This is a genomic window from Pseudarthrobacter phenanthrenivorans (assembly GCF_000813845.1).
Classification (GTDB): Bacteria; Actinomycetota; Actinomycetes; order Actinomycetales; family Micrococcaceae; genus Arthrobacter; species Arthrobacter phenanthrenivorans_B.
The window spans coordinates 44876-57384 of the sequence record NZ_JWTB01000014.1 but is presented as its reverse complement, the minus strand read 5'-3'; the positions used below and the strand labels follow the sequence as shown (position 1 = coordinate 57384).

At 66.7% G+C, this 12509-nt stretch carries 12 protein-coding genes; 6 read left to right on the top strand and 6 right to left on the bottom strand.

Going from position 1 to position 12509, the window contains the following annotated elements; all coding sequences use genetic code 11:
- Window positions 1-9: 9 nt before the first annotated feature.
- A complete protein-coding gene (locus tag RM50_RS07630) occupies window positions 10-1656 on the top strand; it encodes a DNA repair helicase XPB (protein ID WP_043451432.1) in 1647 nt (548 codons plus the stop codon).
- Window positions 1657-1674: 18 nt separating this feature from the next.
- Here RM50_RS07630 and RM50_RS07625 read toward each other — a convergent pair whose 3' ends face one another.
- Window positions 1675-2544 carry an FHA domain-containing protein gene (locus tag RM50_RS07625; RefSeq protein WP_043451430.1) on the bottom strand — a complete coding sequence of 290 codons (870 nt, stop codon included), beginning with the start codon at window positions 2542-2544 and terminating at the stop codon, window positions 1675-1677.
- A gap of 5 nt (window positions 2545-2549) precedes the next feature.
- A complete protein-coding gene (locus tag RM50_RS07620) occupies window positions 2550-2807 on the bottom strand; it encodes a hypothetical protein (protein ID WP_043451428.1) in 258 nt (85 codons plus the stop codon).
- 242 nt (window positions 2808-3049) lie between these two features.
- On the opposite strand from RM50_RS07620, the gene RM50_RS07615 reads away from it, so the two are divergent.
- The 4 genes from RM50_RS07615 to RM50_RS07600 all read left to right on the top strand — a co-directional run bounded on the left by RM50_RS07615 (window position 3050) and on the right by RM50_RS07600 (window position 6243).
- On the top strand, window positions 3050-3550 hold the full coding sequence (locus tag RM50_RS07615; protein ID WP_043451426.1) for a DUF427 domain-containing protein: 501 nt from the start codon (window positions 3050-3052) through the stop codon (window positions 3548-3550).
- A gap of 73 nt (window positions 3551-3623) precedes the next feature.
- Complete coding sequence (locus RM50_RS07610) at window positions 3624-4334, top strand: response regulator transcription factor (RefSeq protein ID WP_043451424.1); 711 nt, start codon at window positions 3624-3626, stop codon at window positions 4332-4334.
- Between the two features lie 2 nt (window positions 4335-4336).
- Window positions 4337-5848: a sensor histidine kinase gene (locus RM50_RS07605; protein ID WP_043451422.1), complete on the top strand. Its 1512-nt coding sequence runs from the start codon at window positions 4337-4339 to the stop codon at window positions 5846-5848.
- A gap of 107 nt (window positions 5849-5955) precedes the next feature.
- Complete coding sequence (locus RM50_RS07600; RefSeq protein WP_043451419.1) at window positions 5956-6243, top strand: WXG100 family type VII secretion target; 288 nt, start codon at window positions 5956-5958, stop codon at window positions 6241-6243.
- Between the two features lie 10 nt (window positions 6244-6253).
- On the opposite strand, the gene RM50_RS07595 is transcribed toward RM50_RS07600, so the two are convergent.
- The gene (locus tag RM50_RS07595) at window positions 6254-7315 is read right to left on the bottom strand and encodes a ribonuclease HI family protein (protein ID WP_043451715.1); all 1062 of its coding nucleotides are present in this window, start codon (window positions 7313-7315) and stop codon (window positions 6254-6256) included.
- A 217-nt stretch (window positions 7316-7532) separates the two neighbouring features.
- Between RM50_RS07595 and RM50_RS07590 the strand changes: the two genes are divergently transcribed.
- A complete protein-coding gene (locus RM50_RS07590) occupies window positions 7533-8843 on the top strand; it encodes an ABC transporter substrate-binding protein (protein WP_043451417.1) in 1311 nt (436 codons plus the stop codon).
- A gap of 101 nt (window positions 8844-8944) precedes the next feature.
- On the opposite strand, the gene groL is transcribed toward RM50_RS07590, so the two are convergent.
- From groL to RM50_RS07575, 3 genes are all read right to left on the bottom strand, one after another.
- On the bottom strand, window positions 8945-10579 hold the full coding sequence (gene groL, locus RM50_RS07585; RefSeq protein ID WP_043451415.1) for a chaperonin GroEL: 1635 nt from the start codon (window positions 10577-10579) through the stop codon (window positions 8945-8947).
- A gap of 295 nt (window positions 10580-10874) precedes the next feature.
- On the bottom strand, window positions 10875-12152 hold the full coding sequence (locus tag RM50_RS07580) for an ABC transporter substrate-binding protein (protein WP_052260037.1): 1278 nt from the start codon (window positions 12150-12152) through the stop codon (window positions 10875-10877).
- On the bottom strand, window positions 12152-12358 hold the full coding sequence (locus RM50_RS07575) for a cold-shock protein (RefSeq protein ID WP_134165653.1): 207 nt from the start codon (window positions 12356-12358) through the stop codon (window positions 12152-12154). Before RM50_RS07575 ends, RM50_RS07580 begins: the two co-directional genes overlap by 1 nt.
- Window positions 12359-12509: the final 151 nt, after the last annotated feature.

The following is a 12509-nucleotide window of genomic DNA, read 5'->3' as shown; positions in this document are numbered from 1 at the left end:
ATCCACTCCGTGACCGACGGGCCCCTGATCGTCCAAAGCGACAAGACCATCCTCCTCGAGGTGGACCACGAGCTGGCCACCGAGGCCCGGCACGCCATCGCTCCGTTCGCCGAACTGGAGCGCGCGCCGGAGCATATGCACAGCTACCGGCTGACGCCGTTGGGGCTGTGGAATGCCAGGGCAGCCGGCCTCGATGCCGAAAAGGTGCTGGATGCGCTGCTGAAGTACTCCCGCTTCCCCGTGCCGCACTCGCTGCTGATCGACATCGAAGAAACCATGTCCCGGTACGGCAGGCTGCGCCTGGAAAAGGATCCGCGGCACGGCCTGGTCATGCGGACGGACGACTACCCCGTGCTGGAGGAAGTCATCCGCGCCAAGAAGATCGCACCGCTGCTGGGGCCGAGGATCGACGGTGAGACGGTGGTGGTGCACGCGTCGCAGCGGGGCCAGCTCAAGCAGCTGCTGCTGAAGCTCGGCTGGCCGGCGGAGGACCTGGCCGGCTACGTGGATGGCACCCCGCACCTGATTTCCCTCAACGAGGACGGCTGGCAGCTCCGGCCGTACCAGCGGCTGGCCAGCGAAAACTTCTGGGCGGGCGGCAGCGGTGTTGTGGTGCTGCCCTGCGGCGCGGGCAAGACCCTGGTCGGGGCCGCCGCCATGGCCACGGGTTCCACCACCACGCTGATTTTGGTCACCAACACGGTGGCGGCGCGGCAGTGGAAGGACGAGCTGCTGCGGCGGACTTCCCTCACGGAGGACGAAGTCGGCGAATATTCCGGCGCCCTCAAGGAGGTGCGGCCGGTGACCATCGCCACCTACCAGGTGCTCACCACCAAGCGCGGCGGCCTCTACCCGCACCTGGAGCTGGTGGACGGCCACGACTGGGGGCTGATCATCTATGACGAGGTCCACCTCCTGCCGGCTCCGATCTTCAGGATGACGGCGGACCTGCAGGCCCGGCGGCGGCTGGGGCTGACCGCCACGCTGGTCCGCGAGGACGGCCGCGAGGGCGAGGTGTTCAGCCTGATCGGGCCCAAGCGCTATGACGCGCCGTGGAAGGACATCGAGTCCCAGGGGTATATCGCGCCCGCTGATTGCGTGGAGGTCCGCGTTGACCTGCCCAAGGATGAGCGGGTTGCCTATGCGATGGCGGACGACGCCGACAAGTACCGCTTGTGCGCCACGTCCGAGTCCAAGACGCAGGTGGTGGAACAGCTGGTGGCCCGGCATGCCGGCGACCAGCTGCTGGTCATCGGCCAGTACATCGACCAGCTGGACGAGCTCGGCGAGCGCCTGGGGGCTCCGGTGATCAAGGGCGACACCTCCGTCAAGGTACGGCAGAAGCTCTTTGACCAATTCCGCGCCGGCGAACTGCAGACCCTGGTGGTGTCCAAGGTGGCCAACTTCTCCATCGACCTTCCGGAGGCCTCGGTGGCCATCCAGGTCTCCGGCTCCTTCGGGTCCCGGCAGGAGGAGGCCCAGCGGCTGGGGCGGCTCCTGCGGCCCAAGAAGGACGGCAGGGCTGCGCGCTTCTACTCCCTGGTGGCGCGTGACACCCTGGACCAGGAATTCGCTGCCAAGCGCCAGCGGTTCCTCGCCGAGCAGGGATACGCCTACCGGATCATGGATGCCAAGGACGTGCACGCCGCGGAGTAGTCCGCGGCCTGCACATCTTCACCGCACGCCCTCCGAACTGTCCCGCTCCATCTTCCCCGTCCGCGGGTCCAGCTGGGGGCGCTCATAGGCAAGTTCCCCGCCGCTCCGGCCGCCGAAGGGACGGCCGTGGTCGGCGAATTCCTCCCGGAAGAACGCCAGGCACCACTGCCCCATCTGGATCCTTGCGCCGGTCCGGAGCACCGACGGGCCCGTGCGGGGGACGCTGCCGCTGACGGCCCCGTGCGGCACCAGGACGTATTCGTCCTGCTCGTCGTGCCTGATCTCGGCGTGGAGCCCGTCCAGGCCTTCCAGCCGGACGTCGGACCCGGGGGCACTGCCGATCGTCGTGACCTCTGCCGTCAGGGCAACCTCCCGCGGAATCTGGCCGGTCCACGTCGCGGCGTCCTGGACGAAGATCAGCCGGGGCCTGCCGCCGCCCCTGGCGTAGTGCGTGGTGGTGATGCGTCGGACGATCTTCCGCTGGACGGTGGGGACCAGTGGCAGGGGCGTGGATGGCGGCAGCAGCGGCATGCCCCTGGGCCGCCGCCTGCCCTGCCGGACCAGCGGCAGCAGCGAGCCGAGTTTGCCGAGCTTGATGTACGGCGAACGCGTCACCAGCCGCTGCGACGCCGGGATGTCCACCTTGCCGAGGCTGAGGATGTTGCCGTCCGGTCCGGCCACGGTGACGCTCAACCCTTGGCGGGCCAGCAATTCGGCCAGCGGTTTGATCTCCTCCAGCGATGGCAGCCCGCCGCCGGTCAGGGGCGCCAGCCCTTCGAGTGACACCGTGACCTCAGTGCCGGCGGCCCTCGCCTTGCCCGTTGTGACCGCCCCGGACTCATCCGTGTACGAAAAGTCCAGATCAACGTCCAGACGGTTCCCGGCCATGTCCGTCAGCCGCGGTTCGCGTCCGACCCGGCAGCATCCCGGTCGCTGGTGGTGACGCGGAGCGTGCCGTTGAGCTTCCACGTGGCGCGCGGTGCGTCCGGGCCAATGTCGCGGGGGACTTCAACGGCCATGTCGATGAACTGGTAATTGATGGCCGCACCCTTGCCAGTGAGATAGGACCACATCTCTTCGGCAAGGTCCGCCCAGTCCCGGATGGTGCGGTCGCCTGCGGCTGCGTTTTCGGTGGCACTCAGGTCAGTCATGATGGTCTATCCCCTTCGATGGGCCAGGAACTATCGGATAACTACCGTTGTTGGCGCAGGGCCACCGGGCACACGAAGAGAGAGGCCGGTGGCCCATTGGAACGCTGGTGCCGGGCTGGCAGCCCGGCAAGCATCACTGTATTCCGGCACGCTGGGCTGGGGAAGATCCGGGACCCGGAACGTTCTTGCCGCAAATTGGGTTCCCGGGTGCGAAACGGCGGGGGCGGACGCACACTGGAGACATGAGTCCACGAATTGTTCCAGCCGTGCCCGGCCCCGGGCAGGAGTCAGTATGGGATTATCCCCGGCCGCCGAGGATAGAACCGAGCACGGAGCGCATCCGGATCGTCCTGGGCGGCGAGCTGATCCTCGACACCACGGACTCGCTCCGCGTCCTGGAGACCAGCCACCCGCCGGTGTATTACGTCCCGGAGGAGGCCTTCGTCCCGGGGTCGCTGGAATCGGGTGCCGGCAGCAGCTTCTGCGAGTTCAAGGGTGCTGCCAAGTACCTGACAGTCCGCGGCGGGGGGAAGGAAGTGGAGAGCGCCGCGTGGTCCTATCCTGAACCGGCCTCTGGCTTCGAGGCCCTCGCGGGCCGGGTGGCCGTGTACCCGGGCCGGATGGATTACTGCGAAGTGGACGGGGAGCGGGTGGTTGCCCAGCCGGGCCGCTTCTACGGCGGGTGGATCACCAGCAAGGTGGTGGGTCCCTTCAAGGGCGAGCCGGGGACGATGGACTGGTAACGGCAAGCGGGCCATCATCATGCTCACAACGAATATCCAGACAACTCCCAGAGACTGGGAGCATGATGGGAGCATGAACAAGAACGGTCCAGAAGCCAGGCTGCTCGTCGTCGATGATGAACCCAACATCCGCGAGCTCCTCTCCACGTCGTTGCGGTTCGCGGGCTTTGAGGTGGTCTCGGCAGCAAACGGTCGCGATGCCCTCGCCGCTGCGGACACGCATGCGCCCGACCTGGCAGTTCTGGACGTCATGCTTCCGGACATGGACGGCTTCACCGTGACGCGGCGGCTCCGAGCCTCCGGAAAGCACTTCCCTGTCCTTTTCCTGACGGCCAAGGATGACACCGAGGACAAAGTCACGGGCCTGACCGTGGGCGGCGACGACTATGTGACCAAACCTTTCAGCCTCGACGAAGTGGTGGCCCGCATCCGGGCCGTGCTCCGCCGCACGCAGCCGATGCTCGATGACGACGCCATCATCCGCGTTGACGACCTCGAACTCGATGATGACGCGCACGAGGTCCGTCGCGGCGGCACCGTGATCGAGCTCTCCCCCACGGAGTTCAAGCTGCTGCGGTACCTCATGCTGAACCCCAACAGGGTGTTGTCCAAGTCGCAGATCCTGGACCATGTCTGGGAGTACAACTTCAATGGCGACGCGTCCATCGTGGAGTCCTACATCTCCTACCTCCGGCGCAAAGTGGACATTGATCCCGAGGCGCCGGCCCTGATCCAGACCAAGCGCGGCGTGGGCTATGTGCTGCGGACGGCCGAAAAGCGCTGACCTTGCTCAAACGGTGGAAGTCGGCCTCGCTCAGGTCGCAGCTGGTGGCCATGATCATGGGCCTGCTGATCGTGGCCCTGACCGTGACTGGTGCCGTCACGCTGACGCTCCTGCACAGCTATCTCCAGGGGCAGGTGGATGACAAGCTGAACGCCGCCGTCGACTCTGCCCGGAAGCAGCGTTCCTTCACCCAGCTGCAGGCACCGAGCCCGGTTCCCACCGACTATTCGCTGATGCTCTTCGCCCCGGGCGAGCAGCCGTTGACCTTCGGCGGCGATCCGGACGACCATCCGGACATCAGCGCCATCACGGTGGAGCAGGCACAGGCGCGCGGGCTGGCCCCCTTCCAGGTGCGGGGGACGGACGGGGAGAACTGGCGGGTGGTGGCCGTGACGGTGCAGAACGGCCAAACCACGGCTGTGGTGGTCATTGGGCTGCCCCTGGAAAGCGTTGATGACGTCCTCAAGCATGCAACCTTGGTGGTGACCGGCGTCGGCCTGCTGACCCTGCTGCTGGCGTCCCTGATTGCCAGCTGGACAGTGTCGCGTTCCTTCCGGCCGCTGGCCCGGGTGGAAAAGACCGCGGCCGCCATTGCCGCCGGCGACCTCTCACGCCGTGTGGAGGTTGAGAATCCGGCCAGCGAGCTGGGGCGGTTGAGCAGTTCCCTTAACGCCATGCTGGCCCACATCGAGACGGCGTTCGCGGCCCGGACCGCTTCGGAGGCAAGGATGCGCCGCTTCGCCGCCGACGCATCGCATGAGCTGCGTACTCCCCTGGTGACCATTCGTGGTTTCTCCGAGCTCTACCGCCACGGCGCCCTGTCCACCGAGGAGGACGTGGCCACGGCCATGGGCCGGATCGAAAGCGAAGCCAAGCGCATGGGTTCGATGGTGGAGGACCTGCTGCTGCTGGCCCGGCTGGATGAGCAGCGGCCCCTGCAGCAGAAACCGGTGGACCTCCAGCTGATCGCCCACGACGCCGTGGTGGATACCCAGGCCAGTGACCGTTCAAGGGTTATCTCGTTGACGGGGCTTGACGGCGGACCGGCAGGACCGGCACCTGTCCTCGGCGATGAGGCCAAGCTGCGCCAGGTCGTGGGGAACCTGATGGGCAACGCGTTGCGCTACACACCCGACGGAAGCCCGATCGAGCTCGCGGTGGGCGTCCGTCCGACGGACGCCGGCGAGCGCTCGGTCATCGAAGTACGCGACCACGGGCCCGGTATCTCCGACGAGGACGCGGCCAAGGTTTTTGAGCGCTTCTACCGGGCGGACACCTCCCGCACCAGGGAGACGGGCGGCAGCGGCCTGGGGCTCGCCATCGTGGCGGCCATTGTCGGCTCCCATGGCGGGACCGTGCGGGTGGAAAAGACCGACGGCGGCGGGGCAACCCTGGTGGTCAGCCTTCCACGGCGGGAAGACCCTTTGGCGGCCGACGCCGGGGGCGGGCAGGAAGCTGCTTCCGGCAGCGCTGCGGGGGTCAAGGGCGGCAACGGGTCCGTTATCCACATATAGCCGCCCCGGCATGGCCGGCACCTGCCGTGGCCCCATAGGCTCCTTGCAGCAGCCCGGAACCGCCGGGAGCGGGGCGGGTCCGGCCCGCCGTACCGAAAGGCACAGCCATGAGCATGATCTCCGTCGACACCGAATTACTCCAGCTGAAGTCTGCCAACGTTCAGGCCACTGTGGACCGCATCAACGCCGACGTCCACGCCATGAAGCGCGGCCTGGATGAGCTGCAGGGTTCGTGGCGGGGTTCGGCCGCCACCAACTTCCAGGCACTGATCACCGAGTGGACCATCACGCAGGGCCGGGTCGAGGCGTCCCTGGCCTCCATCAATACCGCCCTGGCCTCGGCAGCAGCCACGTACGCCCAGGCGGAGCAGGGCAACACGCAGCGCTTCAGCTGACCCCTTGGCCCTAGGCCTCAGGCGTGCCCTGGTGGAACCGCAGCCGCCACCGGTCGCCGTCCAGGACCCACAGGGAGCTGCGCAGGGTGGTGCCGGAACGCGCATAGCTCCGGTAGGTCAGCAGGACCGCGCCGGCGCCAACGCGGTCGGCCCCGAGGATTTCGATCTCGGTCCGCTCACCGGGGTCTTCCTCGAGTGCCATCATCATGGCGTCCCGGGTCCAGACCCGTCCGGAGCTGCCGATTTCCATGAAGTCCGGGTGGAGCAGCACGGCGGTCCGGCCGATGTCCCCGCGGACCAACGGACCCAGCAGTTCACGTTCGAGCTCTTCCACCAGCGCCTCGGGCGGGATGGAGCCGGCGTGCTGCGCTGCCTCGGCCACCTCAAGGTCGTCAGCATCGAATTCACTGAACAGGTCGGGTTCTTCGTAGGCCGGGACCGGCGCCGGAGTGGCCCGCGGCCTCCCCGAAGCATCAGCGCCGCGGGCTGCCGGAACGTCGCCGGTGGCTGCAGGCACCGTGCCGGCAGTCGCGGTTGCGGGACGGACCGGCCCGGCGGCCGGGATGTCCAGCGTTGCCGGCTGGCTGGCGGCCAGATGGTGGTGCGAGCCGGGGAATCCGGGACCGGAGCGTGCCGCCACCCCCTGCTGGTAGGCCGTGGCAGCTGCCCGCGCCCGTTCATCGGCGGCCTCGTTGAGTTCGTGGCCGGCGTGGCCTTTGACCCATTCGAACGTGTACGTCCGGCCGGCCAGTTCGCGGTCGAGTTCCTTCAGCAGCTCCACATTCAGGACCGGCTTGCCGTCCGCTTTGCGCCATCCTTTGCGCTTCCAGCCCGGCATCCACTTGGTAATCGAGTTGATCACGTACTGGCTGTCGCACAGAATCCGGAGGTCCTCCCCCGGCACGTGCGCCGTGGCACGCAACAGGTCAAGGACGGCCATCAGCTCCCCTTGGTTGTTGGTCCCGTGCGGCCAGCCGCCTGCGCGCCAGCATTCATCGTTCACGTACCAGGCCCAGCCGGCCGGGCCGGGGTTTCCCAAGGCCGAACCGTCAGCCGCTGCAGTAATCGTCACTGATCCATCCTGCCAGAAGGTGCTGACAAAGCGGTGCCGCAGCGCAAGGGAGGACCTGTTCTGGAAAAATGGGAAAACGTTTACCAAAGTTCTTGACGAACGTGCCGGAGGCGCGAAACAATCGCAGCATTGCTATGAGAAAACGCTTTCTGGCATCCTCCCGCTGAACCATCGCTGCTGGGGGAGGACGGCCGACACGCATCCGGAAGGAACATCAATGACGATTCCCCCAGTATCCCGGCGCAGGTTCCAGCTCGGTGCTGCCGCCCTGGCCCTGTCCATCCTGGCCACCGGCTGCGGCGCCCCCGGCGGATCCGGCGACAACGGACAGGTGACCCTGCGGTTTGCCTGGTGGGGCAACGAATACCTGAACGCACAGACCGACAAGGTGATTGCGGCGTTCGAGGCCTCGCACCCGAACATCAAGATCAAGGCTGAGCCGGGAGAATGGTCCAGTTACTGGGACAAACTGGCAACGAAGACTGCCGCCAATGACGCTCCGGACGTCATCCAGATGGACCAGAAGTACATCGCCGAATACGGCGGCCGCGGAGCCCTGGCTGACCTTTCCAAGCAGGGCGGCATCGACACCTCCAAGCTGGACAAGGAGGCCCTGGCCTCCGGCCAGTACGACGGCGCCCAATACGGGTTGAGCACGGGCCAGAACGCCTACGTCATCATGGCCAACACCAAGGTCTTCGAAGCCGCAGGCGTCCCGGTGCCGGACGACAAGACGTGGACCTGGAAGGACTTCGTGGACACCGCGGCGAAGATCAGCGCCGCCGGCGACGGCAAAAGCTACGGCGCCGCTTACGGGAGCAACGAGGCGGACCTCATCATCTGGCTTCGCCAGCACGGCGAAAACCTCTATTCCCAGGACGGCAGGCTGGACTTCGGGACAGACACGGCCGCGTCCTTCTGGGAGCGGCTGAAGGAACAGCGCGATTCCAAAGCCAGCCCGCCGGCCACCGTGGCCACAGAGGACTCAGGGGCGGGACTGGAGGAAAGCCTGTTCGGCACAAACCGCGTGGGCATGGCCTGGTGGTGGACCAACCAGCTCGGTTCGCTCGAAGCCACCACCGGCAGCAGCATCAAGATGCTGCGCGCCCCGAGCCTCGACGGTGCGTCGGCGGCCAACGGCATGTACTACAAGCCCACCATGTTCTGGTCCGCTTCCTCCCGCTCGAAGCATCCGCAGCAGGCTGCGGAATTCATCAACTACCTCGCCAACAGTCCGGAGGCCGGTGCCATCCTGATGACGGACAGGGGCGTGCCCACCAACAGCGAGATCGTTTCCGGCATCACCCCCTCACTCAAACCGGCCGACACCACGGTCGTGGGCTTCCTGAAGGACATAGCGCCGGACATCAAGGAGGCACCGCCGGTGCCGCCGGTGGGTGCCGGAAGCGTCCAGAACGTCATCAAGCGCTACACCGATGAGGTGCTGTATGACCGGCTGACGCCCCAGGCGGCGGCGGAAGCCTTCAAGAAGGAAGTACAGGGGATGCTGGACTCGGCCCGCAAATAGAGTCCCGCCAGGGTTATATATCCGGAACGCAAAAATGCGGCCCCCTCTTTTCGAGGGGGCCGCATTTTTATGGCTGGTGGGACTGGTCCCGGCCGGGAGGCTTAGAAGCCGCCCATGCCGCCCATGCCGCCCATGTCATCGCCACCGGCAGGGGCTGCAGCCTTCTCCGGCTTGTCAGCAACTACTGCCTCGGTGGTGAGGAACAGGCCGGCGATCGACGCCGCGTTCTGCAGGGCAGAGCGGGTGACCTTTACGGGGTCGTTGACGCCGGCGGCCAGCAGGTCGGTGTACTCACCGGTTGCTGCGTTCAGGCCGTGGCCTGCGGGCAGGCCGCGGACCTTGTCGACGACCACGCCGGGCTCGAGGCCGGCGTTGAAGGCGATCTGCTTCAGCGGGGCGTCGATGGCAACGCGGACGATGTTGGCGCCGGTTGCTTCGTCGCCGGACAGCTGAAGGTTGGCGAATGCCTTGGCACCGGCCTGGATCAGGGCCACGCCGCCACCGGCGACGATGCCTTCTTCAACTGCAGCCTTGGCGTTGCGGACCGCGTCCTCGATGCGGTGCTTGCGCTCCTTGAGCTCCACCTCGGTGGCAGCCCCGGCCTTGATGACTGCAACGCCGCCGGCCAGCTTGGCCAGGCGCTCCTGCAGCTTCTCGCGGTCGTAGTCGGAGTCGGAGTTTTCGATCTCGGCGCGGATCTGGGAAACGCGGCCGGCGATCTGGTCGGCGTCGCCTGCACCTTCGACGATGGTGGTCTCGTCCTTGGTGACAACAACCTTGCGGGCCTGGCCCAGGAGCTCCAGGCCGGCGTTCTCCAGCTTGAGTCCAACTTCCTCGGAGATGACCTGGCCGCCGGTCAGGACGGCGATGTCGGCGAGCTGGGCCTTGCGGCGGTCACCGAAGCCCGGAGCCTTGACGGCGACGGACTTGAAGGTGCCGCGGATCTTGTTGACGATCAGGGTGGCCAGGGCCTCGCCCTCGATGTCTTCGGCGATGATCAGCAGCGGCTTGTTGGACTGCATGACCTTCTCGAGGACAGCAACCAGTTCCTTGACGTTGGAGATCTTGGAGTTGACGATCAGGATGTACGGATCCTCGAGGACCGTTTCCTGGCGCTCTGCGTCGGTGACGAAGTAGGCGGAGATGTAGCCCTTGTCGAAGCGCATGCCTTCGGTGAGCTCGAGCTCCAGGCCGAAGGTGTTGGATTCCTCGACCGTGATGACGCCTTCCTTGCCCACCTTGTCCAGTGCTTCGGCGATGAGGGCACCAATTTCGTCGTCACCGGCGGAGATGGAGGCGGTGGCCGCGATCTCTTCCTTGGTTTCGATTTCCTTGGCGGAGTTCAGCAGTTCGGCGGTGACGGCGTCAACGGCCTTCTCGATGCCGCGCTTGAGGGACAGCGGGTCGGCGCCGGCGGCAACGTTGCGCAGGCCTTCCTTGACCAGGGCCTGTGCCAGGACGGTGGCCGTGGTGGTGCCGTCGCCGGCCACATCGTCGGTCTTCTTGGCAACTTCCTTGACCAGCTCTGCGCCGATCTTCTCGTAGGGATCGTCCAGCTCGATCTCCTTGGCGATGGAAACACCATCGTTGGTGATCGTGGGGGCGCCCCACTTCTTTTCGAGGACGACGTTGCGTCCACGCGGGCCGAGGGTGACCTTAACGGCGTCGGCGAGGGTGTTCAGGCCACGCTCAAGGCCGCGGCGTGCCTCTTCATCAAATGCAATGATCTTGGCCATAACGGCAGTAGTCCTTTCGGGACAGTCGTTAAGAATGAACCTTCGCTGCAGTGCCCGCGACGGACGATCCTGTACCCGGCGGCCTCTGTATGCCTCCGGACGGGGATCTCACTGAAGTAAGGTGTTTCTTTCGCTCCTCGACCGGTGCCGCGCTCCGCCGGCGGAAACCAGGCTTTGCTTTAGCAGTCGGTACGTCAGAGTGCTAACTCAATAATTAGCACTCCCCAGGTGAGAGTGCAAGCGAAATGACGCCTGGCGGGCGCCTGGAGCAGCCTCTTCGCCCAGGGCGATCAGCTCACCGGCCGGCAACCTCCCGGCCGGTGAGGCCGGGGTTGTTGTCCGCTCCGTAGCTGAACACGGAGAAAGCGGCTGAGGTGATGTCGCCGTTGGGATCGAAGGCAACCGGGCCCGATTCGCCGTCGTAGTTGATGTCCGGGCCGGCGGCCAGGCCACCAAGGCACTCCTTGTAGCCCGTGCAGGGCGCGGCGGGTTCTGCCGCACCGCCACCCGCCGGACCGCCTGAAACCGCAATCAGGTTGGCGGCGATGGAGCGCCCGGCGTCGTCCTGTGCACGGGCGGCGGCCAGGGCCGCCAGGGTCACCGCGTCATAGGTTTCGGCCGCGTATGAAACGTCCTTCAGGGATGGGTCCACCTTCAGCAGCTTTCCCTGCAGCGCGGCCGAGGGCAGCTGGCCCGGAACCAGCGCCCGGGCGCCCTCCAGGGCCCGTGGAGGCAGCCCGGATCCGTAGCGGGCAAAGGCGCCGTCACTGAGGATGAGGCGCGACCCCGCGAGGCCGGCGTTGTTCAGCTGGGCCAATGCAGCCTGGGCGCCCTCGCGCGCGACCAGGACCACCGCGTCCGGCTGTGCCTTGGCGGTGGAGCGTGCGGCGTTCACTGCGTCACCGGGCTTGAAAGAGGCGGCAGGAAGGACCGCGAGTCCGGACTTTTGCGCCGCCTCGGCAACCGCCGCCGACAGGTCCTTGCCGTACGGACCCTCCTGGTACAGGACGCTGATGGTCGAGGCCCCGCCGTCCTTGGCGAGTTTGGCCAATACTGGCCCTTGCGCCACATCTGCTGCAGCGGTGCGGAAGTAGTAGCCCCCGCTGGCCATCCCGGATAGGCCGGCTGCGGTGTTGGCCGGCGAGATGAGGGGTACGCGGGCCGGGGAAAGCACATCGACGGCGGGGGCCGCATGGCTGGAATCCGTGGGTCCGATGACCACGTCCGCCTTGGCGGCCACCAGGTCCTTTGCCTGCCCTGCAGCCTCCTCCTCCGGATGCACCGGAAGCAGTTCCACCGGCCTGCCCTTATGCCCGCCGGCGGCGTTGATGTCCTGGATGGCGGCCTTGGCGGCGGCCAACTGCGGTGCATTGAGGAAGGCCGCGTCACCGGAGTTGTCCAGGATCAGGCCCACCCGCAGGACACCGTCACCGGATGCCTCAACGGTTTCCACCCTGGCATTGCCACCGGCGCCGGAGCACCCCGTGGCAACGAGAACGGTTCCCAGGACTGCGGCCAGGGCGGCACCGGCACGCAGCGGGAAGGGGTGTACGGAGGAACGGGACAACAGCATCACTGGGCCGGCCGGACGTTTTCTGCCTGGGGCCCTTTTTCGCCCTCGCCGACCTCCAGCTGCACCCGCTGGCCCTCGTCCAGGGCCCGGTAGCCCTCCCCCTGGATCGCGGACCAGTGGACAAAGACGTCGTCGCCGGAGCCGTCAACGGTGATGAAGCCGTAGCCTTTTTCAGCGTTGAACCATTTGACGGTTCCCAGTGCCATGATGAACAACTCTTTCCGTTGGATGCCGGGCGGGCGCGGACCGCCGGCGGAAACCGCGGCCGGCCGTAGCCTGGCACCCACTCTAGCCAATGGCCGCCACGGGCCGCGGGCGGCAGCCGCCTGGAGCCCGGAACGTTATCCAGGCGTAACG